The organism is Halotalea alkalilenta (assembly GCF_001648175.1).
Taxonomy (GTDB): Bacteria; Pseudomonadota; Gammaproteobacteria; order Pseudomonadales; family Halomonadaceae; genus Halotalea; species Halotalea alkalilenta_A.
In genome coordinates this window covers 3,305,827-3,331,615 of sequence record NZ_CP015243.1, presented here as the reverse complement: position 1 = coordinate 3,331,615, position 25,789 = coordinate 3,305,827, and the positions used below count along the sequence as shown (strand labels likewise).

Sequence of the window (25,789 nt, the reverse complement as noted above, 5' to 3'; positions counted from 1 at the left end):
ACCGACGATCGCTCCCATACAGGCTTGCTATCCCGCCCGGGCCCGTGGCCTCGCCGCTCGTTCAAACGCTCAAAAAAAAATCACAGCAGCGCGTAGCGCAGGCCGAGTCCCAGCAGCAGCAGGGTGAGGATCCAGCGCAGCAGCGCTTCGGGCATCCGCTGGGCCAGCACCGCGCCGAAGTGGATCGCCGGGATCGAACCGACCAGAAGCGCTGCGAGCAGGGCGAAATCGATGTTACCCAGGAACAGATGCCCGGTGCCGGCGACGAAGGTGAGCGGCACTGCGTGGGCGATGTCGGTGCCGACGATCTTGCGCGGCGCGAAGCGCGCGTACAGCAGCATCAGTACCGCGGTACCGAATACCCCGGCGCCCACTGAGGAGAGCGTCACGCAGATGCCGAGGAGGATGCCGGAGAGCACCGTCAAGGTGGGCGCGCGCCGGCTGACCCAGGCATCGTGGCGCAGCGCCAGGCGGACCAGCGGTCCACGCAGGATCAGGATCACTGCGGTGATGATCAGCATCACGCCGAGCACGTCGGTTAGCAGCGACGCATAGCCTTGGGAGTCGGTGAAGAAGCGGTCGAGGGCGATCACGGTGAGGAAGGCGGCGGGTACGCTGCCGAGGCTCATCAGTCCCATGACTCGCCAGTCGATGTTGCCGCGTCGCTGGTGACTGATCAGCCCGCTGACCTTGGTGACCGAGGCGTAGAGCAGGTCGGTGCCGACCGCGACCTGCGGCGGGATGCCGACGGCGAGCAGGATCGGCGTCATCAGCGAGCCTCCGCCGATGCCGGTGCAGCCCATGGCGAGGCCGACGCCGGCGCCAGCGACGACGTAGAAGAGGAATTGACTCAGTTCCATGCGAGTGACTCGGGTCGAGGTGAAGTCGCCGGCGGGATGGGAATAGCACAACCCGTTGGATTGCAGGGCGGCCGCACGGCGGAGTGCGTGCAACCTAAAGCCTATGATTTATAGCCAAAAGGAACATTTGTTCATGATTTTATTCCTTGATAGCATTAGCAGATCCGCGATCCTCTAGAGGGCACTAGCGTTGAAACTGCAGCAGCTACGCTACGTTTGGGAGGTTTCCCGCCACAATCTCAACGTCTCCGCCACCGCGCAGAGCCTCTATACGTCCCAGCCTGGGATCTCCAAGCAGATTCGCCTGCTCGAGGGCGAGCTCGGTGTCGAGATCTTCGCCCGCAGCGGCAAGCACCTGACCCGGGTGACGCCGGCCGGCAAGTCGGTGATCGAACTCGCCGGCCAAGTGCTGCGTACGGTCGAGAACATCAAGCAGGTGGCGCAGGAGCACAGCGACGAAAAGCGCGGTGCCTTGACCATCGCGACCACCCATACCCAGGCGCGCTATGCGCTGCCCTCGGTGATCCAGGCTTTCGGTGAGCGCTACCCCGGTATCGCGCTGCACATGCACCAGAGCGATCCGCGACAGATCGCCCAGCTGGTCTGCGATGGCAAGGCGGACTTCGCCATCTGCACCGAGGCGCTCGGGCTCTACAACGATCTGGTCGTGCTGCCCTGCTATCGCTGGAATCGCTGCGTGCTGGTGCCTGAAGGGCACCCGTTGGCCGGCATTGGGCCCGGCGAGCTGACACTCGAGCAGCTCGCCGAGCTGCCGCTGATCACCTACACCGTCGGTTTCACCGGGCGCTCGCAGCTCGACGAGGCTTTTCGTGCGCGCGGCCTGACCCCCAACGTGGTGCTCACCGCCGCCGATGCGGATGTGATCAAGACCTACGTACGCCTGGGAATGGGCATCGGCATCGTCGCGCATATGGCGGTCGAGGCCGATGAGCAGGGGCTGGTGGCGGTCGATGCCTCTCATCTGTTCGAGTTCTCGACCACCAATGTCGGCATCCGGCGAGGGACCTTCCTGCGTCGCTACATGTTCGATTTCCTCGAGCGACTGGCGCCGCATCTGGACCGCGACCGGGTCGAGGCGGCGATGGCCGCAGGGGTGAATCACGAGGAATCGGTATTCGACGGCGTCGAACTGCCGATACGCTGAAGGTCGAGTCAGGTTTGGTCTGAAAAGTCGGCGAGCGCAGCGGGTAGGCGGCGTAGGTCTTGCTGAGGCAGGACTACCTCGAGGCGCTTTTCAACCCGCGATCGTCGAGCTCAGCCACTTTTTAGACAAGACGTCGGGCACTATACGGATTTACGTTTGTCGTATACCGTCGAACCCTCTGGAGCTTGGCCCGCGGCCTACGCTTTGCTCCCAGCGAACAACCCATCGCCCACACAGGACGATTTTCGGTATGGATCGTAGAGCTGTTCTCAAGGCCTCGTTGGCCTTCGCCGCCTATTTTGGCGCCCCCTCGATGGCGGCGATTTCGCGTTCGGCGCTCGCCGCCGATGTGGATATCGCCGATGGTAGCGCGACCACGTTCGATTTCGACACGCTGCGACAGATGGCGTTGGACCTGTCCCGCCAGCCCTTCAGCGGCCCACCCGGCGAGCTGCCGGGCACGCTGGCCACTCTCGCTCCGCAAGCCTACAACGCGATTCAGTACGACGCCGAGCACTCGCTGTGGTACGACATCGAAGGGCGCCAGCTCGACGTGCAGTTCTTCCACGTCGGCATGGGCTTCAAGCGTCGGGTGAGGATGTTCTCGGTGGATCCCGAGCAGCGTCAGGCGCGAGAGGTGCACTTCCGTCCCGAGCTTTTCAACTACAACGACGCCGGTGTCGATACTTCCCAACTGGAAGGCCAGGACGATCTCGGCTTCGCCGGCTTCAAGGTGTTCAAGGCACCGGAGCTGACCAGTCGCGACGTGGTCTCCTTCCTCGGCGCGAGCTACTTCCGCGCGGTGGACGACACCTACCAGTACGGCCTTTCCGCCCGGGGCCTGGCGATCAACACCTTCACCGACCAGACCGAGGAGTTTCCCGACTTCGTCGCCTTCTGGTTCGAGACGCCGAAATCGGCCAGCGACACCACGTTCACCGTCTATGCGCTGCTCGATGGTCCCAGCGCCACCGGCGCCTATCGCTTCGTCATCCACTGCGAAGCGGAGCGGGTGGTGATGGAGATCGACAAGCACATCCATGCCCGGGCGGCGATCGAGCAGCTGGGGATCACCCCGATGACCAGCATGTTCAGCTGCGGCAACAACGAACGGCGGATGTGCGACACCATCCACCCGCAGATCCACGACTCCGATCGCCTGGCGATGTGGCGCGGCAATGGCGAGTGGGTCTGCCGCCCGCTCAACAATCCGCAGAAGCTGCAGTTCAACGCTTTCGCCGATGACAACCCGAAGGGCTTCGGGCTGCTCCAGCTCGACCACAACTTCGACAATTACCAGGATATCGTCGGCTGGTACGACAAGCGTCCGAGCCTTTGGGTCGAGCCCCTCGGCGACTGGGGCAAAGGTTCGCTCAACCTGCTCGAGATCCCGACCACCGGCGAGACGCTCGACAACATCGTCTGCTTCTGGCAGCCCGAGAAGTCGATCGAAGCGGGGCAGGAGTACAGCTACCGCTATCGACTGTACTGGAGCGCCAGGCCGCCGGTCAGCAGCCCGCTGGCGAACGTCTACGCGACCCGCACCGGGATGGGGGGCTTCATCGAGGGATGGGCGCCGGGTGAGCATTTCCCCGAGGTATGGGCGCGTCGCTTCGCGGTCGATTTCGTCGGCGACAGCCTGAAGAATCCCTCTGGCGGCGGCATCGAGCCGGTGATCACCATCTCCGGCGGGGAGGTTCGGGACGTCCATGTGCTCTACGTCGAACCGTTCGACGGTTATCGCATCCTGTTCGACTGGTATCCGACCAGCGACGCGGTGGACCCGATCGATATGCGACTGTTCCTGCGTTCCGGTGACGATACCTTGAGCGAGACCTGGCTCTACCAGTACTTCCCGCCGCCCCCAGAAGAGCGTCGCTATATCGACGATCGCGTGATGAGCTGACGCTTTGGGCGATGGCTGGCTTTCGAGCCAGCCCTGAGGTACGCCTGTCCGTGGCGGTGATCACGATATTGGACTCACCGCCACGGCCGTACGGCTCGGATGCTCCACGCGGCTGAAGAGCCGACGGTTTGCGCCCTTCCGGCCCGCCTCTGCCTACGCCTACGCCTGCTCGATCATCGCCATCGTCTCTCTCTGGCAAAATCGATTGCATCGTCCGTGCGCGTCTAAAATTCTTCGACTCGTACGCGATCGACAAGAGCCAGAGCGCCAAAAAGGTGCTGCATCGCCTGGTGGCTTCGTACGGAGTTGAGCGAGGAGGGCGAGGGCTGCGGCTGAATATTCGGCGACGAATACTGAAGGAAAAAACGTCACCGACGACGGATGTGATTCACTCCTTGATGACTGCTCGTGCCTGAAGGTTTGGCCATCATCGCAGCCTTGGGTTCAGCCTCAATACTGGATAGCTGATGCGCTATGTCGACGCTGGCGCGGCGTTGGCCTGCTGGTGATAGCGTTGGCGCGCCGCTGTAAAACCATCAGCGTTCTCCAACACCCAAGTCCACAGCGGAATCATCTGCACCAGCAGCCCCATCCCCAGGTCAGTCAAAGAGTACTCTACGCGAAGGGGCTTCTCGTGGAAGTCGTGGCGCATGATTAACCCATCCCGCTCGAGCTGGCGCAGTGTATGGGTGAGCATGCGTTGAGTTACGCCATCTAGCCGCCTTCGTAACTCGGCATGACGCAGGGGGCTGCTCACTCCAAGCGCGTGGACCACCCCTAGCGACCACCGATTACCTGAGTGGCTCAGGATATCTCGCTTGAGGCCATCGTCGTCTTCGCTCAGCGCGGCACAGGCCGCTTGAGACCGTCGTACTATTTCCTGCGCGTCGAGACCGCTAGGTATCACCGATGTACCTACTTTCTGCGTATCGATGGCCATGACAAGATCTCCGGTCCGAAGTTGAAATGCTTTGCACAGGAGCTAACCATGCAAGCCGATATCGCAAACGTCAAACAGCGCATTCTGGTATTGGGGGCTGGAGAACTGGGGCTATCGCTGTTGCGAGGGCTGGCTGCTCGGGCAATGACGCAAGACGTGAACATTAGCGTGCTTCTGCGTCATGGATCGCTGGATAGTCAGCAGGAGCCGGGCAAGGGTGGGAAAATCGAAGAGATCCGCGCATTGGGTATCTCCATCGAGCTTGCCGATTTGATCGATGCCACAGTGGCAGAACTCGCCGCTGTCATGGCGCGCTACGACACGGTGATAAGTTGCGTGGGCTTTGCCGCCGGCCGAGGCACTCAGCGCAAGTTGACCGAAGCGGCGCTGGCAGCGGGAGTAAAGCGCTATTTTCCGTGGCAGTTCGGTGTCGATTACGACCTCATCGGCCGAGGCAGCCCCCAGGATCTATTCGACGAACAGCTGGACGTGCGGGACATGCTACGTTCCCAACACCAGACTGAGTGGGTGATCGTGTCGACTGGGATGTTCACAAGTTTCTTGTTCGAACCATCGTTCGGCGTTGTCGACCTGCAGGCCGGGCGGGTCAATGCGCTCGGCAGCCTGGATACCGCTGTGACGGTTACAACGCCGGAGGATATCGGCAAGTTGACCGCCGCCATCGTATTGCAAGAACCGCGTATCGCGAACCAAGTGATATACACCGCCGGCGACACGCTGACGTATGCCGAGTTAGCCGATGTGGTCGAGCGTGTCACCGGACGATCCATTGAACGGCGAGAGTGGAGCGTGCAGCAACTGCAGGCCGATCTGGCAGCAAAGCCGGATGACACCCTATGCAAGTATCGGGCGGTTTTCGCCATGGGCCGAGGAGTGGCGTGGGATGTGGCCAAGGCTTACAACACCCAGCATGGAATGGATGTCATCGGTGTGCAGCAATGGGCGCGGGAAAATCTGAGCCGCAGCTAGGGTTTCGTAAGCGGAATTTGCGAGATCGAAGCACACCGTGGTGGAGAAGGCACAACGCATCTGTGACCCGTATCCAGAGATGGCTGCGAGCTTCGTGCCAGAGGAAATGGATGTGGTGTCGATATGGTTAGACGCCATTGCTCTATGCGGTTGCGCTAGCAAGGTATGTTGCAGTCGATTGTGCTCACCGAACCGCTGGACCAGTTCCCGGCGATTCACCAAAAGCGGAAGCACCCAAAGCGAAAGGGCCCGCCTGACGGCGAGCCCTTTGCTCTTTAGCGGCGAGGTACGCCGCTCAACGATGGATCACTTTTCCAGCCATTCGGTGTGGAACACACCTTCGCGGTCGAGCCGCTTGTAGGTGTGGGCGCCGAAGAAATCGCGCTGGGCCTGGATCAGGTTGGCCGGCAGCGTTTCGGACCGATAGCTGTCGTAGTAGGCGATCGCCGAGGAGAAGGTCGGTGCTGGAATGCCCTGCTGGACCGCATAGGCCACCACGTCGCGCAGTGCCGCCTGGTACTCATCGGCGATGCCTTTGAAGTAGGGGGCGAGCAGCAGGTTGGCGATGTCCGGCTGATCCTCGTAGGCGTCGGTGATCTTCTGCAGGAAGCCCGCGCGGATGATGCAGCCGGCGCGGAAGATCTTGGCGATCTCGCCGTACTTGAGATCCCAGCCGAAGCTCTCGGAAGCCGATTTGAACTGGGCGAAGCCCTGAGCATAGGAAGTGATCTTGCTCAGGTACAGGGCCCGGCGCACGTTCTCGATGAACGCTTCCCGGTCGCCGTCGAAGGGCTTCGGCTTGGGACCGCTGAGTAGCTTGGAGGCCTTGACCCGCTCTTCCTTCAGCGAGGAGATGAAACGGGCGAACACCGACTCGGTGATCAGCGGCAGCGGTACGCCGAAGTCCAGCGCGCTCTTGCTGGTCCACTTGCCGGTGCCTTTCTGTCCGGCGGAGTCGAGGATCACATCGAGTACGTCTGCATCGGTGTCAGCGTCGCGCTTGGTGAAGATCTGCGCGGTGATCTCGATCAGGTAGCTGTCGAGTTCGCCTTTGTTCCACTCAGTGAAGATCTCGGCGAGTTCCGCGTTGGAGAGCCCCAGGCTGTGCTTGAGCAGCGCATAGGCTTCGGCGATCAGCTGCATGTCGCCGTACTCGATGCCGTTGTGCACCATCTTCACGTAGTGGCCGGCGCCGTCCGGACCGATGTAGGTCACGCAGGGTTCACCGTCCGGCGCGCGGGCGGCGATCTTCTCGAGAATCGGTGCGACCAGCTCGTAGGCCTCGCGCTGTCCGCCGGGCATGATCGACGGACCCTTGAGTGCGCCTTCCTCACCGCCGGAGACGCCGGTGCCGATGAAGTTGAAGCCCTCGTCGGAAAGCTCCTTGTTACGGCGAATCGTATCGGTGTAAAGGGTGTTGCCGCCGTCGATCAGGATGTCGCCCTTGTCGAGGTGCGGTTTCAGCGCGTCGATGGTCTTGTCGGTGGCTTCACCTGCCTGGACCATCAGCAGGATGCGGCGCGGCTTTTCGAGCGAGTCGACGAACTCCTCGATGCTGTAGCTGGGCACCAGGCGCTTGTCGGGATGCTCTGCCATCACTTCATCGGTCTTCTCGCGCGAGCGGTTGAAGATCGAGACGCTATAGCCACGGCTTTCGATGTTGAGCGCTAGGTTGCGCCCCATGACTGCCATGCCGATGACGCCGATCTGCTGCTTGGACATTACACATGCTCCGTTGATTGGGGGATGAACCGGAAGCTTCGTCGCAACGGGGGAATGAGCGCCGACGCAGGCGTTCGGGTTCGCCCGCGTCGTTCGTGTTCGTCATATTACAACACTTGCAGCTCGGGTGGTCCCAGCGCGGCAACGCTCAATCCCGATCCAGATCCTTCCAGTTGTAAGGGGCCTTTGGACGCTCTCCGGCGAGGCCGCGAACCAGGTTGTCGACCGCCAGTTCCGCCATCGCGTAGCGGGTCGCATCGGTCGCCGAGCCGATATGGGGCAGGGCGACGACGTTGCGCATTCGCGGCAGCGGGTTGTCTGCGGGGATTGGCTCCTTGACGAATACGTCGAGGCCGGCTGCACGGATTGTACCCTGCTCCAGCGCCTCGATCAGTGCTGGTTCGTCCACAACGCCGCCGCGGGCGATGTTGACGAAGATCGTTTTCGGTCCCATCAGCTCGAACTCGCGCTTGCCGAACATCTTTTCGGTCTGTTTCGAGAACGGCACGGTGACGCAGACGAAGTCGGACTGTTCGAGCAGCGCATCGAGCTCACAGTACTCGACGCCGATCTCGCCTTCGTACTCCTGGTTGCGCGAACGATTGTGATAGAGCACCCGCATGTTGAAGCCGAACTTGCCGCGCCGGGCGATCGCCGCACCGATCCGGCCCATGCCGACCACCCCGAGGGTGGCGCCCTGGACATCGACGCCGAAGCGCGCCGGGGTGAGGCTCTCCTTCCACTGGCCATCGCGCACCCAGTCGGCCAGCTCGACGACGCGGCGGGCGGTGGCCATGATCAGGGCGAAGCCGGTGTCGGCGGTGGTCTCGGTCAGTACGTCGGGCGTATGGCAGAGCAGGATGCCGCGTCGGCTCAGCGCCTCGACATCGAAGTTGTCGACGCCCACCGAGATGCTCGAGACCACCTTGAGGTTGGGCGCGCGGTCGATCAACGCCTGGCCGAACTTGAGGCTCGAGCCGATCGCGCCCTCGGCGCGCCCGAGCGCTTCGAGAAAGCCGGGGTCCTCGCTCGGATCCTTGAGATGGGAATAGTCGGCGACTTCGAAGTGCTGCTCGAGCTTGGCCTTGAGCGTTTCTTCGAGAGGGCGATTGAACACCACCACGGTTTTGCTCATCGATCGTTTCCTTGTCGAAGCGCGAGGGCGGAAGGCCCTCGCGGAGTTGGACGTTGGAGCGGCTGCGGCGACTGGGCCTTGAGGTCGTCACAGCATGCCACGTTTGCCGGTGGTCTAGCTAAGTCCGGGTTCAGGCTCATTTGGCGTCCTCGTGGGCATCGAGATCGCGGTTGAGCGTCTCGGGCATGCGGAAGGAGACCACGACGGTAATTAAGGTGAGCAGCGACAAATAGGCGGCGATCGGTATCCATGCATGGACGCGCATCGCCGGGTCGCCGCCCATCCAGGCCGCGGTGGCGGCGATCAGCGCGGCGCCGATCAGCGGAGCGATACCGCCGGCGAGCACCGAGGATACCTCGCGTGAGATCGACACGCCCATGTAGCGATAGCGGGCGCCGAACAGCTCGGGCATCAGTGAGCCTTGAGTGCCGAACATCCCCCAGGTGCCGATCCCTAGCGCGACGGTGATCGCCGCGATCGTCGAGAAGATCTCACCTTGGCTCAGTACCCACCAGGCCGGAAAGGCGATCACCAGCTGGAAGATGGCGAAGAAACGGTAGACCGCCCGCCGGCCGAAGTGATCGCTGGCGATGCCGGCGAACAGCACGGTGAATGCGCCGATGGTGGCGGCGCTCACCAGCGAGAGCGCCCCGATCGGCCCCTGCACGCCGACCACGCCTGCGATGTAGCTGACCGCCAGCGCCTGGTAGATCGACGACCCGCCGTTTTCCGCCATGCGCAGGCCGATGCCGGTCAGCACGTTGCGCTTGGAGTGGCGAATCACTTGGCGCAGGGGATTCTCGGCGACCTGTTCGCGGGCGGCGAGCTTGGTGAAGGTCGGTGATTCCTTCATGTGCAGTCGCATGTAGAGCGCTACGCCGACGATCACTGCGCTGCAGAGGAAGGGCACGCGCCAGAGCCAGCTTGCGGTGATGTCCTCGACGCCGTAGAGCATCAGGAAATAGACCCCGGCGGCAAGCACCGTGCCGGCCTGCACGCCGGTGAACGGCAGCGCGGCATAGAAGCCCCGTTTGCCCTTCGGCGCGTACTCGGTCATCAGCACCGCGGCGCCCGCCTGCTCGGCGCCGGCGCCGAGGCCCTGGCAGATACGCAGCATCACCAGCAGCGCGGGCGCCAGGTAGCCGGCCGAATGGAAGGTCGGCAGCAGGCCGATCAGGGTGCTCGAGACCCCCATCAGCATGACCGTGGTGGTCAGTACGAACTTGCGCCCGAGCCGATCACCCAGGGCACCGAATACGATGCCGCCTATAGGACGCACGGCGAAGCCGAGGAAGTAGGTGCCGAAGCTCAGGATCAGCTGCATCGCCACGGTCTGCTCGGGAAAGAACAGCGGCCCGAAGATCAGCGCCGAAGCGAGGCTGTAGAGGGCGAAGTCGTAGTACTCCAGGGCGCTGCCGAGCGAGCAGGCCCAGGCGGCGCGTCTGAGATCCTTGTTGTCTATCTTTGCCTCGGCCTGTTGGGAGCCGTGGCTGGTAGTGGACATCGTGGCCATGGAAATAGTCTCCGTGCCATCACGCGGATGAGAGTCGAGAAGGCGCTCGCTACGCTGGTAGGCGGTATCGTTGGGCGCCGTCACTGGTCCTGCTGGGGCGACCTGCCGGCATTGCCTGTTTGGGCGACACCGACCGGGGTAGAAGAGATTCAGGCCGGGCTGGTCACCGGACGGGCGGCTAGCAGCTGCTCCAGCGCGGCGCGATCCGGCAGGCCGGCGCTGTCGCCGAGTACCTGCACCTGGCGCGCCCCGATCAGCGCACCGCGCAGCACCGCGGCGGCGGCGTCCAGTCCGTCGAGGCGGGCGCTGATGAAGCCGACGGCAAAGCCATCCCCGGCGCCCACGGTGTCGACCACCTGGGCGACCGGAATCGGCGGCTGGCGCAAGCGCTCGCCGCTGGCATCCTTGTAGAAGGCGCCGTCGGCGCCGAGCTTGATGACCACCTGCTTCACGCCGCGCGCGAGATAGAAGTCGGCGATCGCTTCGGGGGTTTGGTGGCCGGTCAGGAGCCGCCCTTCCTCGATGCCGGGCAGCACCCAGTCGGCGAGGCAGGCGAGGGCGTTGACCTCCGCCACCATGGTCGCGCGGTCGGGCCACAGTCCCGGGCGCAGGTTGGTGTCGAAGGAAATGCTTCGCCCCGCCGCGCGCATGCGGCGCATCGCCTCGTGGCTCAGCTCACGGGCGCGCGGGCCAAGCGCGGGAGGAATCCCGGTGCAGTGCAGGTGACGAGCGCGGAGCAGGCGGTCGTCGATATCGTCGATCGACATCCGGCTGGCCGCGGTGTCCCGACGAAACGACTCGACCTCGGGGTCTCTACCGTCCTCGCGACGCGACTTGATCTGGAAGCCGGTGGGGGCGTCGTCGTCGGTGCTCACTGGTGAGCAATCGATGCCTTCGCGCTGCAGGGCGTCGATGATGAAACGCCCGAAGCTGTCGGCGCCGACGCGAGAGTGCCAGAGCACCTTGAACCCGAGGCGGGCCAGCCCCGTGGCGACGTTGCTGTCGGCGCCGGAGACGCTTTTCTCGAACTGCGTCGCCTGGGCCAGATCGCCCGCCTGCTGGGCGGTGAACAGCGCCATGCTTTCGCCGAAGCCGGCGACGTCGTAGTCGAAATCGCTTTCGACCGCGCTGGTGGAATGGCGATGCGATGGAGTCATGGTAACGGTTCCTTTGCCAGTTCAAGATGACCCGGGAAGGCGAGGGAAAAGCTCTGGCGCTCGTCCCTTCGCCGCGGATGAGCTTTGTTTCAGAAGTGGGCGAGGCGCTCGATCCACGGGCGCGCGGCGGCGACCAGGGTCTCATCGGGGTGATCGATATCGTCGCTGCTGACCAGCGGAAACTCGATGCTGCGTGCCACCTGCGCTGGGAACTGATGCCAATAGGCCGACCATTCGGCGAGTTCCAGCGCGCTCGGGGGAGTGGCATGAAGCGACTGCTGGCGCTGGACCACCCCCTTGCAGTGCACGTAGATCACGCGCTCGCCGAGCATCTGTGCCGCATCGTGGGCATTGATGCCGAGCCAGCGCCAGTTGCCGATATCGAAAGTGATGCCGACATAAATGCCCGCGCGATCGAATGCGTCGAGCGCCCCCAGCAGCGCCTCGGGCGTGCCAGCTCTTGGGGTCTGGTCGTTCTCGAGCGCAAGCACGAGCGAGCGGCCTTCGAGCATCCGATCGAGCTTGGCCAGCGTCTCGTCGCGTACCTCCTCGCGCTCCGGCAGATTTCCTATCGCCACCTTCAATAGCTTGGCGCCCAGCGTCTGCGCGACCTCGATCGACTCTTCGATGCGGTCATTGAGATGCTCGCCGAGCCAGAGCAGCTCGGTGCTCGAGTAGTGGCAATCGAGCCCCAGTTCGGCGATATCGGCACCGAGTCGGGACAAGGGCTGGTCGCGCAGATCGATCAGCTCCTGGCGGATCTCCACGCCACTGGCACCGGCGTCGCGCGCCAGCCGTGCCGCATGGGCCTGCCCGTGCTGGCGCACGTAACGGGCGCCGAAAGAAGAGGTGCAGACGAAGACGGGTGTACTCATCGATATCTATCCTGGTCGGTCATTTGGGGGCTGACGGGCGCTTCCGGCATCCGCTAGCGGCATGGATCAAGCGTTGGAGTGCATCGGCTTGGCGCGGGCGGTGGTCGAACCGCGAGGCTTGAGCGTGGCTGGAAACACGCGATGGGAAAGCTCGCCATCCCCATCGTGCCCGCCGTGGACCAGGGCGGTCATCGCTGCTTCGCCGATCGCGTCGGTGGGCTGGGCGAGAGTGGTGATTCCGCCTGCGACCAGCGCAGACCAGTCCTGCTCATCGATCGCGATCAGCCCGACGTCTTTCAATGCGCCGAGACGATCGAGCGCCTGACAGACTCGTAGCGTCACCGGTGCGTTGGCGCAGAACACCGCCGCCGGCGCCGTTGCCTCGTGCAGCATTCGATCGAGCCTCGAGATCAGCGCTTGATCCTGATGATCCCCATCCAGCGTCAGCAGCGCGCCGGTGAGCTGGCCCGAGCGTGCCCGGATCTGCGTTTCGAAGGCTTCGACCCGCTCGCGGCGTGAACTGATCCCCGCCAGTGGTTCGGTGATGTAGAGCACCTCCTTGAAACCACACTCGACCAAGTGGTCGAGGCCGAGCCGGATCGCTTGGCGATTGTCCAGGCCGACGGTGAGTACATCGAGGCCTTCCACCCGGCGGTCGACCAGCACGATCGGTAGACCTTCTTCGACCAACTGGTGCAGTGTCTCGCGCTCCTGGCCGAGGGTATTGATCACTAGTCCTTCGACGCTGTAGGCGCGCAGCACTTCCAGATGGTTGCGTTCGAGTTCGGCGTCCCGGTCGGTGTTGCATACCACCAGGGTATAGCCGAGTCGTCGGCAGGCGGTTTCGACGCCGTGCATCATCATCACCGTGTAGGGGTTGGTGATGTCGGCCACGACCATGCCGATCAGCCGGGTACGCCTTCCGCGCAGGCTGCTGGCGATGCGATCGGGTCGGAAGCCGAGGCGCGCGATGGAGGCTTCGATGCGTATCTGCAGCGTCTCGGAGAGCAGCTTGCGTTCTTCGCCGAGATAGCGCGAGACGCTGGTCTTGGAAACTCCTGCGTCCTCGGCGACCTCGTGGATGGTGATGCGCTTGCTGCGCTGCGCGAGCGCGCCTCTGACTCTATCCATGGCGAAGGCCTTCCTGGTAACGATTTCAGATCGCGGGCGTTCCAATCCCGAGGTTGGCTGACACTCTAGTCCAGCGCTTAGAAGCGGCGGAATTCGACCATCGGCGAAGACGCCTCAGGGCCGGCGTATGTCGCGGTGAATCTCGAGGGACCGATTTCACCCCGCGGTCGAAAAAGAGGGGCACGCCGTGCCCGCGCTCGTCCTACGTCATATCCCGCCATGCCACAGAGACCACGCCTCGTTCCGTCTTGCTGCCGGCGGGCACCATGGTGACCGTGCCTCCTGGGCTCAGGCGCCCGAGGGGGATGTCATTCGAATGATGACAGGCGTAACTTGGGGTTATGGTGGCCTTGGCCGCCTGCATCGAAACGCCGTGGCGCGATCGTCGGCGGCGATGGCGTCACGGCGGGGAATTTACGGATAGTTACGAGGTCGAACCGTCATGACGAAGGATCCAACCGGCAGTCGGCAGACACGGCACGAATTGTCGGATCAGGCCGCCTCGCCGCGTTTTCTCGCCAGCGACAACACTTCGGGAATATGCCCTCAGGCGCTTGAATATCTGCTCGCAGCCAATCGAGGCGATGTGCCTGCCTACGGTAACGACGACTGGACCGCGCGTGCTTCTAACCGCTTCCGTGAGCTGTTCGAGACCGACTGCGAAGTGTTCTTCGTGTTCAATGGCACCGCGGCGAACTCGTTGGCCTTGGCGACGCTCTGCCAGCCCTATCAGTCGGTGATCTGTCATCAGCTCGCCCATATCGAAACCGATGAATGTGGCGGGCCGGAGTTCTTCTCCAATGGTGCCAAGCTGCTCAGCGTACCCGGCGACGATGGCAAGGTGGCGCCTTTGGACGTCGAACGCATGGTGGTGCGTCGGCGGGACATCCACTACCCGCAGCCGCGAGCGCTGTCGATTACCCAGTCCACCGAGGTGGGCACTCTCTATCGTCCCGATGAGCTCGCAGCGCTACGTGAAATGGCGGACCGGCATGGACTCAAGGTGCACATGGATGGTGCGCGCTTTGCCAACGCCTGCGCCGCGCTCGATCTGCCGCCTCGGGCGCTGAGCTGGGAAGCCGGGGTCGATGTGCTGTGCTTTTCGGGTACCAAGAACGGTACCGCGGTCGGTGAAGCGGTGATCTTCTTCGATCGCGAGCTGGCCCGAGGCTTCGAATACCGCTGCAAGCAGGCGGGGCAGCTGGCTTCCAAGATGCGTTTCATCGCCGCGCCTTGGCTCGGGCTGATCGAAACCGGTGCTTGGTGCACTAATGCGGTGCATGCTAACGCCATGGCACGCCATCTCGGAACTGGTTTGGAGCAACTTGGCCTCACCCCGATGTTTCCGGTACAGGCAAACGCGGTATTCGTTGATCTGCCAGCGAAAGCGCAGCGCTACCTGAAGGACAAGGGCTGGACGTTCTATACCTTCATTGGTGACGGCGGGGCACGCTTCGTCTGCGCTTGGGATACCAGCAAGGAAGCGGTCGATGCGCTGCTCGAGGACGTTCGCGCGGGATTGGCCGGCGTCGGGATGCAAAGCGCCGGATGACGCACGACGATGGCGCAAAGGGAAGAAAAGTGCTGCCCGTCGCAGTGCATTGGGCACTCTTTTTGCACCTGGTTAGGTAGGCGCGCGCTGAGACCGACGTTTATGCCCTTGGCATTCGCCGTCATTGTGCTGTAGTGATTATGTGAGTACGGCCAAGGTCGTGCTCCTTGGGGCGGCGGGATCGCCCCCTCGACTCCCGATCGTTTCTGCCGGGAGGCATTGATGAAACGCGGGTAGGAGTATGGCTTGTGCGGTAAACCACTGTAATCACCGTCCGGGCGGTTCGCCGCCTTTGGGAAGGGACGGTAAGCCCGGGAGGCTTCGATGAGCATCTTCGATCATGTGCAGAATCGCTATCAGCGGGCTCAGCAGGAAGAGATGAGCCTTCAGGAGTACCTGGAGCTTTGCCGGCAGGAGCCCGGGGCCTACGCCAGCGCGGCCGAACGGATGCTGATGTCGATCGGGGAACCGGAGGTGATCGATACGTCCAGGGATTCGCGCCTCTCGCGCATTTTCTCGAACAAGTTGATTCGCCGTTATCCGGCCTTCGAAGAGTTCTACGGCATGGAAGAGGCGATCGAGCAGATCGTCTCCTATTTCCGCCATGCAGCTCAGGGGCTCGAGGAACGCAAGCAGATCCTTTATCTGCTTGGTCCCGTCGGTGGCGGCAAGTCGTCGCTCGCCGAGCGTCTCAAGGCGCTGATGGAAACAGTGCCCTTCTATGCGATCAAGGATTCACCCGTCTACGAATCCCCGCTCGGGCTGTTCGGTCCCGAGGATGCCGAGCTGCTGCAGAAGGAGTACGGCATCCCGAGGCGCTACTTGCGCTCGCTGATGTCGCCCTGGGCCGCCAAACGGCTCAAGGAGTACGGTGGCGATTTGACCCGTTTCAAGGTGGTCAAGCTGATGCCCTCGCGGCTCAACCAGGTGGCGATCGCCAAGACCGAGCCGGGCGATGACAACAACCAGGACATCTCCGCGCTGGTCGGCAAGATCGACATCAGGAAGCTCGAGATGTTCTCCCAGGACGACCCCGATGCCTACAGCTACTCAGGCGGGCTGTGCCGCGCCAACCAGGGGCTGCTCGAGTTCGTCGAGATGTTCAAGGCACCGATCAAGGTGCTCCATCCGCTGCTGACCGCGACCCAGGAGGGCAACTACAACCCGACTGAAGGCATGGGGGCAATCCCGTTCGACGGGGTGGTGCTGGCGCACTCCAACGAGTCGGAATGGCAGCAGTTCCGCAACAATCGCAACAACGAGGCGTTTCTCGACCGCGTCTACATCGTCAAGGTGCCCTATACGCTGCGCGTCACCGAAGAGATGAAGATCTACGAAAAGCTGCTCGAGCACTCCTCGCTCTCCAAGGCGCCTTGCGCGCCGGATACGCTGCGTATGCTGGCGCAGTTCTCGGTGCTCTCGCGGCTCAAGGAGCCGGAGAACTCCAACGTCTACTCGAAGATGCGGGTCTACGACGGCGAGAACCTGAAGGATACCGATCCCCGCGCCAAGTCGATCCAGGAGTATCGCGACGCCGCCGGGGTCGACGAGGGGATGGAAGGGCTTTCGACTCGTTTCGCCTTCAAGATCCTCTCCAGGGTGTTCAACTTCGACACTCACGAGGTGGCGGCCAACCCGGTGCACCTGCTCTACGTGCTCGAGCAGCGCATCGAGCAGGAGCAGCTGCCCAAGGAGACCCACGAGCGCTACCTGCGCTTCATCAAGGAGTACCTGGCGCCGCGCTACGTCGACTTCATCGGCAAGGAGATCCAGACCGCCTACCTCGAGTCCTACAGTGAGTATGGGCAGAACATCTTCGACCGCTACGTCACCTACGCCGACTTCTGGATCCAGGATCAGGAGTTCCGCGAGCCCGAGACCGGCGAGCTGTTCAACCGTCAATCGCTCAACGAGGAGCTCGAGAAGATCGAGAAGCCGGCAGGCATCTCGAATCCCAAGGACTTCCGTCACGAGGTGGTCAATTTCGTGCTTCGTGCCCGGGCGCAGAACAACGGCCGCAATCCGAGCTGGCAGTCGTACGAGAAGCTCAAAGGGGTGATCGAGCACAAGATGTTCGCCAACACCGAGGAGCTGCTCCCGGTGATCTCCTTCAATGCCAAGGCGTCCAACTCCGATCGCAAGAAGCACGAGGACTTCGTCGCGCGAATGGTCGAGCGAGGCTACACCGAGAAGCAGGTGCGACTGCTCTCGGAGTGGTACCTGCGAGTGCGCAAGTCGCAGTAGCGGCGGCGCCGCGGCGGGGGTAGCCCCCGCCTGCGTGCCGCCGGTCCCGGCGTGTAGCGGGACCGGCGGCCCCTTCCGGCACCCTTCGCCGTCGCGCTTCGAGGTCAACGAAGGCGCGCTGGTCTCTGCAAGGGAGGTGGATGTGCATGAGTTACTTCATCGATCGGCGGGCCAATGCCCGCAACAAGAGCGCAGTCAACCGGCAGCGGTTCCTGCGCCGCTACCGCAGTCACATCAAGCGCGCGGTGGAGGAGTCGATCAACCGACGCTCGATCACCGACATGGAGCGCGGCGAGAAGGTCAGCATTCCTGCCCGCGACATCTCTGAACCGGTGTTCCGCCATGGGCAGGGCGGCAATCGCACCGTCGTCAGCCCCGGCAACAAGGAGTTCGTTACCGGTGATCGCCTGCGCCGGCCCAGCGGCGGCGGTGGGGGGAACGGCAGCGGCGATGGCCGCGCGTCGAACCAGGGCGAAGGCATGGACGAGTTCGCCTTCTCTCTTTCGCGCGAGGAGTTTCTCGATTTCGTCTTCGACGGGCTGGAGCTGCCGCATCTCGAGCGCAAGCAGCTGGTCGACATGCGCGAGGTGCGTCCGGTACGGGCAGGCGTCGGGCGAGACGGAGTGCCCGCGCGGATGAACGTGGTGCGTTCGATGCGCGAGGCCTATGCCCGGCGCATCGCGATGCGCGCGCCGATTCGTCGTGCGCTGCGCGAGGCCCAGGAGGCGCTCGACGAGGAGGAACGCAAGGACCCGGTGCTGCGCAACCCATCACGGATCCGGGAGCTCAAGGGGGAGATCGAGGCGCTCGAGAAGCGGCTCGAGGCGGTGCCGTTCATCGATACCTACGACCTGCGCTACAACCAGCTGGCCGACCAGCCCCAGCCATCCAATCGGGCGGTGATGTTCTGCATCATGGATGTCTCCGGCTCGATGACCCAGGCGCACAAGGACATCGCCAAGCGTTTCTTCCTGCTGCTCTACCTGTTCCTCGAGCGTAACTACGAGCGGGTCGAGCTGGTGTTCATTCGCCACCACACCGCGGCCAAGGAGGTGGACGAGGAGGAGTTCTTCTACTCCCGTGAGACCGGCGGGACCATCGTCTCTAGCGCCCTCGGGCTGCTCCACGAGGTGATCGAGGAGCGCTATCCGCCGGGTGACTGGAATCTCTACGTCGCCCAGGCCTCGGATGGTGACAACTGGGACGATGACTCGGTCAGCTGCCGGCGACTGCTCGACGACAAGCTGATGCCGCTTTTGCGCTACTTCGCCTACGTCGAGATCACGCCCCACGCCCACCAGGCGCTGTGGGAGGAGTACACCCGGGTCGCCGAGCGGCATGGCAAGCGATTCGCGATGCAGCAGATCGTCGAGGCAAGCGATATCTATCCGGTCTTCCGCGAACTGTTCAAGCGCCGCCAGGCTGCCTGAACGGCGCCCAAGCTCTCGATTCGAGGAGGCAGAAGATGTCTGAAGTCCATGCGCGCGAAGGGCTCGACGAGCGCCAGCCGAGCAAAGGGTCTGACTGGAGTTTCTCCGATCTCGAGCGTTTCGAGCGGGAGATCGCACGGGTAGCCGCGCAATACCGGCTCGATACCTACCCCAACCAGATCGAAGTGATCACCTCCGAACAGATGATGGATGCCTATGCCAGTGTCGGCATGCCGGTCGGGTACCATCACTGGTCGTTCGGCAAGCAGTTCCTGTCGGTCGAGCAGGCCTATCGCCGCGGGCAGATGGGACTGGCCTACGAGCTGGTGATCAATTCCGATCCCTGTATTGCCTATCTGATGGAAGAGAACACGCTGATGATGCAGATCCTGGTCATCGCGCATGCCTGCTATGGGCACAATTCGTTCTTCAAGGGCAATTACCTGTTTCGTACCTGGACCGATGCGTCGGCGATCGTCGACTACCTGGTGTTCGCCCGTCGCTACATCGCCGAATGCGAGGAGCGCCATGGGGTCGATGCGGTCGAGCAGCTGCTCGACGCCTGTCATGCGCTGCAGAACTACGGCGTCGACCGCTACAAGCGCCCGTCACCGATCTCCGCCGCCGAGGAGGCGAAGCGCCAGTCCGAGCGCGAGGCCTACCTGCAGTCGCAGGTCAACATGCTATGGAGCACCATTCCGCACCCGCTCCAGGCCGGGGGCGAGCAAGAGGATGACAGCAACGATCCGCTGCGGCTGCATCGGCGCGGACGCTATCCGGCGGAGCCGCAGGAGAACCTGCTCTACTTCCTGGAAAAGAACGCGCCGCTGCTCGCACCTTGGCAGCGCGAAGTGGTGCGCATCGTGCGTAAGATGGCGCAGTACTTCTATCCCCAGCGCCAGACTCAGGTGATGAACGAGGGGTGGGCGACCTTCTGGCACTACACCATCATGCATCAGCTCTACGACGAGAGGCTGATCGACGAGGGGATCATGCTCGAGTTCCTCCAGTCGCACACCTCGGTGGTGGCCCAGCCGGGTTTCGATAGCCCTTACTACAACGGCATCAACCCCTATGCGCTCGGCTTTGCGATGTTCACCGACATCAAGCGGATCTGCGAGGCGCCGACGGACGAGGACCGTCGCTGGTTTCCCGAGCTCGCCGGCTCGGAATGGCTGCCGACGCTGCATTTTGCGATGCAGAACTTCAAAGACGAGTCGTTCATCCAGCAGTTCCTCTCACCCAAGGTGATGCGCGATCTGCGTCTTTTCGCGCTGCTCGACGATGATCGCGAGGAGACGCTCGAGATAGGCGCCATCCATGACGACGATGGCTATCGCCAGCTCCGCGAGGCGCTTTCGTCCCAGTACGCGCTTGGCCATCGCGAGCCTGACATCCAGGTCTGGGAGGCCGACGTCTATGGTGACCGTTCGCTGACCCTGCGCCACCAGCGTAGCGACCGTCGTCCGATGGAGCGTTCGGTGCATTCGGTACTGCGCTATCTGCATCAATTATGGGGATTCCCGGTGCGGCTCGAGTCGCGCGAGGGTGATGAACTGGTTCAGCGCTACCAGTGGCCGAGCAGCGACACCGAGCTGCACTGACCCCATTTCTCGCTATGATCGGGCCCGCCTCGCGCGGGCCTTCTTCTTTCCTCGCGGCCGAGGCGGGCGGGTAACGGTGCATCCGGGTATACTGCCGCGGGCGTGGCAGATCGTCACCTCAGTGAGAGTCGCCATGACCTGGAGACAATGTTCTCCGTTGGCCTGTAGGCGCTGAGTTATTCCTCCCGGGCGCAGCCCTGGGCCGTTCCACGCATGACAAGAGCAAGACGTGAAGGCTGGATCGTTTTTTTTGCCGTTGATCGAGCGGCTGCGCATCGTGTGCCGCCTGAGGATGAAGTCCGGGCGGGGTGAGAGCTGATGGCGCGACGTCGCAAGGCGCGTTCGGCGTCTCTGCCTTGGCCATTCGGCTGGATTCGCAAGCTGTTGCGTGGTGGGCTTTTGGGGCTGGTCTTCGCCGCGGTGATCGGCGGACTCTGGTACTACAGCGAGCAGGAACATCGCGAGCGGATGAGCTGGGAAGGACCGCCTGCGGTGCAGCGCTCGTTGGACTGGCGCACCTTCCATCGCATCCTGCGCAATGAAGGTTTCCTGGTCGGCTGGTCGGACCTGCGGATGACCCCGCTATGGGTGCTCTACCGGCTCGATGCCAATCATCCCGCCTACCGTCTGCCACGCCCCGACGGATTCGAGCGCGACTGGCGATCGGGGCTGCCGCTGTCGTCGGATGCCTACACCGGCAGCGGCTACGATCGCGGCCATATGGCGCCGAACTACGCGATCGCCAGCGTCTATGGGCGAGAAGCCCAGCGGCAGACCTTCCTGATGACCAACATCGCCCCGCAGCGCCCCGATCTCAATCGCAGGCTGTGGCAGCGCCTCGAGGCTGCGGTGATGGACGACATGCTGCCCCGATTCGGCACGCTCTGGGTGGTCAGCGGGCCGATCTACGGCGAGAGCTTCGAATGGCTCCCCTCATGTCAACGTTCGCTGGCGCGTTTGATCGAGCTGGAGCTGCCGACCTGCGTTTCGATCCCCGAGGCTTTCTACAAAATCATCGTCGCGCCTGGAGAGCCGGGGCAGGGGCCCCGGGCCCTGGCCTTCATCATGCCCCAGCGCGTGCGTGGCGACGAACCGCTCGATCGCTACCTGGTCAGCATCGATGAGATCGAGGCGCGTACTGGACTCGACTTCTTCCCCGGGCTGCCGGCGAGCAGCCAGTCGCAGTTGGAGTCGCAGGTCGATACCAGCGGTTGGCAGCTCGAACGCTATGCTCGCAGGCCTTCGCGTTACTGAGCGAGCGAGGGGGCTGAGGCGAGGCGGAAGGGTGCACCAGCATGGCGCGCTCGTTGGGCAGCCGTGTTAGCCTTGGGCCCCCTTATCCACTTGCCGTCGCTACGGCGCCTGACCGCTGACAGCTCATGCCCCTCCTGACCGCCTCTCGCTCCATCTGGTTTCCCGTCGTGCTGCTGCTGGTGGCAATGGTCTCGATCCAGACCGGGGCGGCGCTTGCCAAGACCCTGTTCCCCGCGCTTGGAGCGGTGGGCGTCTCAGCCCTTCGTCTGGGGCTCGCCGCGCTATTGCTCTGCGTGATCATGCGCCCTTGGCGGGGCGGATGGCCTGGACTGCACTCCTGCCGTTCGCTGCTGGTCTATGGTCTCGCGCTCGGTGGGATGAACATGCTGTTCTATCAAGCGCTCGAGCGTGTGCCGCTGGGGATCGCGGTAGCGCTGGAGTTCACCGGTCCGCTCGCCGTAGCGCTTTGTTCCTCGCGCAGGGTGCTTGATGTCGTCTGGGTGGCCCTGGTCGCACTGGGGCTCTGGCTGCTGCTGCCGGTAGGCGCGACTCAGGCGCCGATCGACCCACTGGGCGCTGCGTTCGCGCTTGCGGCCGGGGGCTGTTGGGCGCTCTACATCATCTATGGGCGCAAGGCCGGCACCGACCATGGCAGCCGTACCGTGGCGCTCGGCACGGTAGTAGCGGCGCTGATGGCGATGCCGATCGGCGTTGCCCAACTCGGCAGCGAATTGTTCGTGCCGGCCTTGCTGCCGGTCGCGTTGGCGGTGGCTGTGCTCTCCACCGCCTTGCCCTATTCGCTCGAGATGGTCGCCCTGCGACGGATGCCGTCGCGCACCTTCAGCATGCTGATGAGCCTCGAGCCTGCAGTTGCCGCCATGTCGGGGCTGATCTTCCTAAGTGAGCGGCTCACGCCGCTGCAATGGCTGGCGGTTCTTTCGATCATCGTCGCCGCGGCGGGAGCCGCCCAGACCTCCCGCCCGATGATGGCGAAGCGCGCCGAGCGGTAGGCGCGGGGATCTGGGCGTGGAGTGGGATTGGGCGTGCGGAAACGAAAGAACCGGCCAGAGGCCGGTTCTCGAATGATCTTGGTGCCCAGGAAAGGACTTGAACCTTCACGTCCGTAAGGACACTAGCACCTGAAGCTAGCGCGTCTACCAATTCCGCCACCTGGGCTTGTCCGAACCACCGCTCTTTCGTGGGGCCTGACATGGTGGGTCTAACGATATGGTGCCCGGAAAAGGACTTGAACCTTCACGTCCATAAGGACACTAGCACCTGAAGCTAGCGCGTCTACCAATTCCGCCATCCGGGCCTTGCAGTCTTGCCCTTGCATATATCAATCTGGCCGAAAAGGACAGTGGTGCCCAGGAAAGGACTTGAACCTTCACGTCCGTAAGGACACTAGCACCTGAAGCTAGCGCGTCTACCAATTCCGCCACCTGGGCCTGCAGTTCGGTTCATCCCATCTGCTCGGGATGCCTCGGGCAAGTGGCCGCAGATAATACCTTTTTTTTTCTCCGTTGCAAGAGGGGCGGGATGAAAAGCACCGCGAGACGGAAACGCCGCTTGGGTTCGCACCTAAGTGGCGGCTATACTCGTCGCATGTCAACCACTCCATATGAATCCGTGATCGGGTTCCACGGCAATACCTCCGTTACCCTCACATCTCCCGAGCGCGCGTTCGTCTTTGTCACAGCGAAGTCCCCCATGCCGCGCCCTCATTCTTTCGCCGCATCCAGCCGGTCGGTATCCAATCAGTCAGGGACGTATTCATGAAGCAGTGGACGTTGAGCGAAGACCCCAACGCCGAGCGCGAAGCCAATAATTACGATAAGCCCATTCCCAGCCGTGAATTCCTGCTCGAGCGTCTCGCTGCCCATGGCAAGCCTTTGACTCACGAGAACATGAGCCGGCTTCTGGGCCTCGAGGACGAGGAGCAGCGAGAAGCGGTACGGCGGCGGATGATCGCCATGGAACGCGACGGGCAAATCCTCAAGACTCGCGACGGCGCGTACCAGACCATCGACCCCTCGGAACTGATCGAGGGGCGGGTTATCGGTCATCGGGACGGTATCGGCTTTCTCTCGCGCAAGGATGGAGAAAAGCCCGATCTCATCCTGCCGCCGCGGCAGATGCGTCGCGTCTTCGATGGTGATCTCGTGGTGGCGCGGGTCAGCGGTCGCGATCGCCGCGGCCGCCCCGAGGCGACCATCGTCGAGGTCACTGCAGCCAACACCCAGACGCTGATCGGTATTTTCCGCGAACACTCAAGCGAGACGGGGTTCGCGGCGCTGATACCGGAAAACTCCCGCATCGCACATGAGGTGCTGGTACCGCCGACCGCCACCAACGGTGCTCGGGACGGCCAGGTGGTCGCGGTTCGCATCACCCAGCAGCCCGCGCTTCGGGCGCGGCCCCAGGGTGAAGTGATCGAAGTCCTCGGTGAGCGGATGGACCCCGGGATGGAGATCGAGATCGCGATCCGCGAGCACGACCTGCCCTCGGATTTCCCCGACGAGGTCGAAGCGCAGATCCGAGGGATCTCCGCCGAAGTGCTGGAGCAGGACAAGCATGGACGTGTCGATCTACGCGACTTGCCGCTGGTCACCATCGATGGCGAGGATGCGAAGGACTTCGACGACGCGGTGCATGCCTACCGCACCAAGTCGGGCAGCTGGAAGCTGATCGTCGCGATCGCCGACGTCTCCTATTACGTCGGCGTCGATACGCCGCTCGACGTCGAAGCGCGCAGCCGGGGTAATTCGGTCTATTTCCCGGGGCAGGTGCTGCCGATGCTTCCGGAGCTGCTCTCCAACGGCCTTTGTTCGATCAACCCCGACGTCGATCGCCTGTGCATGGTCTGCGAGATGAACATCTCGAAGAAAGGCGAGATCAGCCGTTACAAGTTCTACGAGGGGCTGATGCGCTCCCATGCCCGGCTGACCTATACCAAGGTCGGTGCGATGATCGAGGCGCCCGAAAGCGAGGAGGGGCGTCTCCTGCGTCGCGACTATGCCGCGGTGCTGCCGGCCGTCGAGGATCTCCATGGGCTCTACCAGGTGCTTCGCGCCGCGCGCACCGAGCGGGGCGCGATCGACTTCGAGACCACCGAAACCCAGATCATCTTCAACGATGAGCGCAAGATCGAGAAGATCGTTCCGCGCTCGCGCAACGTGGCCCACAAGATCATCGAGGAGTGCATGCTGGCGGCCAACGTCGCCACGGCGCGCTTCCTCGACAAGCACAAGCTGCCGGCGCTCTACCGTGTGCACCAGCGCCCCTCCGCGGAGCGCCTGGCGAATCTGCGTGTGTTCCTCGCCGAGCTCGGTTTGAGTCTGGGCGGCGGCGACGAGCCGAACCCGAGTGATTACCAGGTGCTGCGTGAAGCGATCAGCCAGCGCCCCGATGCGGACATCATCCAGACGGTGATGCTGCGCAGCATGATGCAAGCGGTCTATTCGCCGCATAACGAAGGCCATTTCGGCCTTGCCTATGCCGCTTATGCCCACTTCACCTCGCCGATCCGTCGCTACCCCGATCTGATCGTCCACCGCGCCATCCGCTCGGTGATTCGCAGCGGGCAGAAGAGCGGCAACGTCGAGCGCGTCGAAGATACGCCGGTCGAGCCGGCGCAGCGTTGGTGCCCCTATACCGACGTGCAGATGGTCGAGCTCGGCGAGCACTGTTCGATGACCGAGCGCCGCGCCGATGAAGCGACCCGTGACGTCGAGGACTGGCTGAAGTGCGAGTTCATGGCTGACAAGGTCGGTGAGGTGCTCGGCGGCAAGATCGCCTCGGTGACTCAGTTCGGCATCTTCGTGCGCTTGGATGACTATTTCATCGAAGGGTTGGTGCACATCAGCGCGCTGCCTTCCGACTACTACCAGTTCCAGCCCGAGCGCCACCAGCTGCGCGGCGATCGCAGCGGCACCACCTATCGGCTGGGCGACAGCGTGACCGTACAGGTCGCACGGGTCGACCTCGACAGTCGTAAGATCGACTTCCTGATCGCCGAGAAGGCTGCTCGGACCCCGACCCGCGCGCGGCAGACGCGAGTCGAGAATCCGCCGGCTCCCACCGAGGAGGTGGGCGGCAAGCGTAAGCGCAAAGGACGGATGGGTCGGCGTGAGCGGATGCGTCGCAAACGCCAGCAGGATGACCAGCCCGCTGCAATCGAAGCTCCGCGCGGCGATGCCGTCACCGAGCAGGGCACGCCGCGGAGACGCAAGCGCAGTGGACAGTCGTCCGAAGGACAAAGCGATGCCAAGACTGCGCAGAAGTCGCATACGGCCAGGGCCGAGTCGGCCA

Annotated in this window: 17 protein-coding genes, 3 tRNA genes and 1 pseudogene; 10 read left to right on the top strand and 11 right to left on the bottom strand. The window is 63.3% G+C overall.

The window, feature by feature from the left end:
* Window positions 1–80: 80 nt before the first annotated feature.
* Window positions 81–860 carry a sulfite exporter TauE/SafE family protein gene (locus tag A5892_RS14890; protein ID WP_064123457.1) on the bottom strand — a complete coding sequence of 260 codons (780 nt, stop codon included), beginning with the start codon at window positions 858–860 and terminating at the stop codon, window positions 81–83.
* A gap of 190 nt (window positions 861–1,050) precedes the next feature.
* On the opposite strand from A5892_RS14890, the gene cysB reads away from it, so the two are divergent.
* Both cysB and A5892_RS14880 read left to right on the top strand, forming a co-directional pair.
* Entirely contained in the window at window positions 1,051–2,025 is a 975-nt protein-coding gene (cysB, locus tag A5892_RS14885) for an HTH-type transcriptional regulator CysB (protein ID WP_064123456.1), read from the top strand.
* Between the two features lie 250 nt (window positions 2,026–2,275).
* On the top strand, window positions 2,276–3,931 hold the full coding sequence (locus A5892_RS14880; protein WP_064123455.1) for a glucan biosynthesis protein D: 1,656 nt from the start codon (window positions 2,276–2,278) through the stop codon (window positions 3,929–3,931).
* Between the two features lie 472 nt (window positions 3,932–4,403).
* On the opposite strand, the gene A5892_RS14875 is transcribed toward A5892_RS14880, so the two are convergent.
* Window positions 4,404–4,871, bottom strand: a complete 468-nt coding sequence (locus tag A5892_RS14875) for a winged helix-turn-helix transcriptional regulator (protein ID WP_064123454.1) — start codon at window positions 4,869–4,871, stop codon at window positions 4,404–4,406.
* Window positions 4,872–4,919: 48 nt separating this feature from the next.
* Between A5892_RS14875 and A5892_RS14870 the strand changes: the two genes are divergently transcribed.
* Window positions 4,920–5,861, top strand: coding sequence for an aromatic alcohol reductase (locus A5892_RS14870; protein WP_064123453.1), 942 nt, complete (start codon window positions 4,920–4,922; stop codon window positions 5,859–5,861).
* 306 nt (window positions 5,862–6,167) lie between these two features.
* On the opposite strand, the gene gndA is transcribed toward A5892_RS14870, so the two are convergent.
* From gndA to A5892_RS14840, 6 genes are all read right to left on the bottom strand, one after another.
* Window positions 6,168–7,583 carry an NADP-dependent phosphogluconate dehydrogenase gene (gene gndA / locus A5892_RS14865; RefSeq protein WP_064123452.1) on the bottom strand — a complete coding sequence of 472 codons (1,416 nt, stop codon included), beginning with the start codon at window positions 7,581–7,583 and terminating at the stop codon, window positions 6,168–6,170.
* A 148-nt stretch (window positions 7,584–7,731) separates the two neighbouring features.
* Window positions 7,732–8,718, bottom strand: coding sequence for a 2-hydroxyacid dehydrogenase (locus A5892_RS14860; protein WP_064123451.1), 987 nt, complete (start codon window positions 8,716–8,718; stop codon window positions 7,732–7,734).
* Window positions 8,719–8,854: 136 nt separating this feature from the next.
* Complete coding sequence (locus tag A5892_RS14855) at window positions 8,855–10,231, bottom strand: MFS transporter (RefSeq protein ID WP_064123450.1); 1,377 nt, start codon at window positions 10,229–10,231, stop codon at window positions 8,855–8,857.
* Window positions 10,232–10,380: 149 nt separating this feature from the next.
* On the bottom strand, window positions 10,381–11,388 hold the full coding sequence (locus tag A5892_RS14850; protein WP_064123449.1) for a sugar kinase: 1,008 nt from the start codon (window positions 11,386–11,388) through the stop codon (window positions 10,381–10,383).
* Window positions 11,389–11,477: 89 nt separating this feature from the next.
* Window positions 11,478–12,263, bottom strand: coding sequence for a sugar phosphate isomerase/epimerase family protein (locus A5892_RS14845; protein WP_064123448.1), 786 nt, complete (start codon window positions 12,261–12,263; stop codon window positions 11,478–11,480).
* A gap of 66 nt (window positions 12,264–12,329) precedes the next feature.
* Window positions 12,330–13,394 carry a LacI family DNA-binding transcriptional regulator gene (locus tag A5892_RS14840; protein ID WP_064123447.1) on the bottom strand — a complete coding sequence of 355 codons (1,065 nt, stop codon included), beginning with the start codon at window positions 13,392–13,394 and terminating at the stop codon, window positions 12,330–12,332.
* Window positions 13,395–13,836: 442 nt separating this feature from the next.
* Between A5892_RS14840 and A5892_RS14835 the strand changes: the two genes are divergently transcribed.
* The 6 genes from A5892_RS14835 to rhtA all read left to right on the top strand — a co-directional run bounded on the left by A5892_RS14835 (window position 13,837) and on the right by rhtA (window position 22,488).
* Window positions 13,837–14,946: a threonine aldolase family protein gene (locus A5892_RS14835; protein ID WP_064123446.1), complete on the top strand. Its 1,110-nt coding sequence runs from the start codon at window positions 13,837–13,839 to the stop codon at window positions 14,944–14,946.
* A gap of 324 nt (window positions 14,947–15,270) precedes the next feature.
* Window positions 15,271–17,190 carry a PrkA family serine protein kinase gene (locus tag A5892_RS14830; RefSeq protein ID WP_064123445.1) on the top strand — a complete coding sequence of 640 codons (1,920 nt, stop codon included), beginning with the start codon at window positions 15,271–15,273 and terminating at the stop codon, window positions 17,188–17,190.
* A 146-nt stretch (window positions 17,191–17,336) separates the two neighbouring features.
* The gene (locus tag A5892_RS14825) at window positions 17,337–18,620 is read left to right on the top strand and encodes a YeaH/YhbH family protein (protein WP_064123444.1); all 1,284 of its coding nucleotides are present in this window, start codon (window positions 17,337–17,339) and stop codon (window positions 18,618–18,620) included.
* A gap of 35 nt (window positions 18,621–18,655) precedes the next feature.
* Complete coding sequence (locus tag A5892_RS14820; RefSeq protein ID WP_064123443.1) at window positions 18,656–20,224, top strand: SpoVR family protein; 1,569 nt, start codon at window positions 18,656–18,658, stop codon at window positions 20,222–20,224.
* A 318-nt stretch (window positions 20,225–20,542) separates the two neighbouring features.
* Window positions 20,543–21,478: a DNA/RNA non-specific endonuclease gene (locus A5892_RS14815; RefSeq protein WP_064123442.1), complete on the top strand. Its 936-nt coding sequence runs from the start codon at window positions 20,543–20,545 to the stop codon at window positions 21,476–21,478.
* A 125-nt stretch (window positions 21,479–21,603) separates the two neighbouring features.
* Entirely contained in the window at window positions 21,604–22,488 is an 885-nt protein-coding gene (rhtA, locus tag A5892_RS14810) for a threonine/homoserine exporter RhtA (RefSeq protein WP_064123441.1), read from the top strand.
* Window positions 22,489–22,567: 79 nt separating this feature from the next.
* Here the strand turns inward: rhtA and A5892_RS14805 are convergent.
* The 3 genes from A5892_RS14805 to A5892_RS14795 form a co-directional block, all read right to left on the bottom strand.
* Window positions 22,568–22,654: transfer RNA gene (locus tag A5892_RS14805), tRNA-Leu, on the bottom strand.
* A gap of 52 nt (window positions 22,655–22,706) precedes the next feature.
* Window positions 22,707–22,793 (bottom strand) — tRNA-Leu (locus A5892_RS14800).
* Between the two features lie 46 nt (window positions 22,794–22,839).
* A tRNA-Leu gene (locus A5892_RS14795) sits at window positions 22,840–22,926 on the bottom strand.
* A 327-nt stretch (window positions 22,927–23,253) separates the two neighbouring features.
* Between A5892_RS14795 and rnr the strand changes: the two are divergent.
* Window positions 23,254–25,489 (top strand): annotated as a pseudogene (gene rnr, locus A5892_RS14790) (ribonuclease R); the annotation flags it as partial.
* Window positions 25,490–25,789: the final 300 nt, after the last annotated feature.

Excerpts from the sequence above, each read along its gene's own strand:
- A5892_RS14890 (WP_064123457.1), bottom strand. The coding sequence starts at position 860 with ATGGAACTGAGTCAATTCCTCTTCTACGTCGTCGCTGGCGCCGGCGTC.
- A5892_RS14880 (WP_064123455.1), top strand. The coding sequence starts at position 2,276 with ATGGATCGTAGAGCTGTTCTCAAGGCCTCGTTGGCCTTCGCCGCCTAT.
- A5892_RS14875 (WP_064123454.1), bottom strand. The coding sequence starts at position 4,871 with ATGGCCATCGATACGCAGAAAGTAGGTACATCGGTGATACCTAGCGGT.
- A5892_RS14870 (WP_064123453.1), top strand. The coding sequence starts at position 4,920 with ATGCAAGCCGATATCGCAAACGTCAAACAGCGCATTCTGGTATTGGGG.
- gndA (WP_064123452.1), bottom strand. The coding sequence starts at position 7,583 with ATGTCCAAGCAGCAGATCGGCGTCATCGGCATGGCAGTCATGGGGCGC.
- A5892_RS14860 (WP_064123451.1), bottom strand. The coding sequence starts at position 8,718 with ATGAGCAAAACCGTGGTGGTGTTCAATCGCCCTCTCGAAGAAACGCTC.
- A5892_RS14855 (WP_064123450.1), bottom strand. The coding sequence starts at position 10,231 with ATGGCCACGATGTCCACTACCAGCCACGGCTCCCAACAGGCCGAGGCA.
- A5892_RS14850 (WP_064123449.1), bottom strand. The coding sequence starts at position 11,388 with ATGACTCCATCGCATCGCCATTCCACCAGCGCGGTCGAAAGCGATTTC.
- A5892_RS14845 (WP_064123448.1), bottom strand. The coding sequence starts at position 12,263 with ATGAGTACACCCGTCTTCGTCTGCACCTCTTCTTTCGGCGCCCGTTAC.
- A5892_RS14840 (WP_064123447.1), bottom strand. The coding sequence starts at position 13,394 with ATGGATAGAGTCAGAGGCGCGCTCGCGCAGCGCAGCAAGCGCATCACC.
- A5892_RS14835 (WP_064123446.1), top strand. The coding sequence starts at position 13,837 with ATGACGAAGGATCCAACCGGCAGTCGGCAGACACGGCACGAATTGTCG.
- A5892_RS14830 (WP_064123445.1), top strand. The coding sequence starts at position 15,271 with ATGAGCATCTTCGATCATGTGCAGAATCGCTATCAGCGGGCTCAGCAG.
- A5892_RS14825 (WP_064123444.1), top strand. The coding sequence starts at position 17,337 with ATGAGTTACTTCATCGATCGGCGGGCCAATGCCCGCAACAAGAGCGCA.
- A5892_RS14820 (WP_064123443.1), top strand. The coding sequence starts at position 18,656 with ATGTCTGAAGTCCATGCGCGCGAAGGGCTCGACGAGCGCCAGCCGAGC.
- A5892_RS14815 (WP_064123442.1), top strand. The coding sequence starts at position 20,543 with ATGGCGCGACGTCGCAAGGCGCGTTCGGCGTCTCTGCCTTGGCCATTC.
- rhtA (WP_064123441.1), top strand. The coding sequence starts at position 21,604 with ATGCCCCTCCTGACCGCCTCTCGCTCCATCTGGTTTCCCGTCGTGCTG.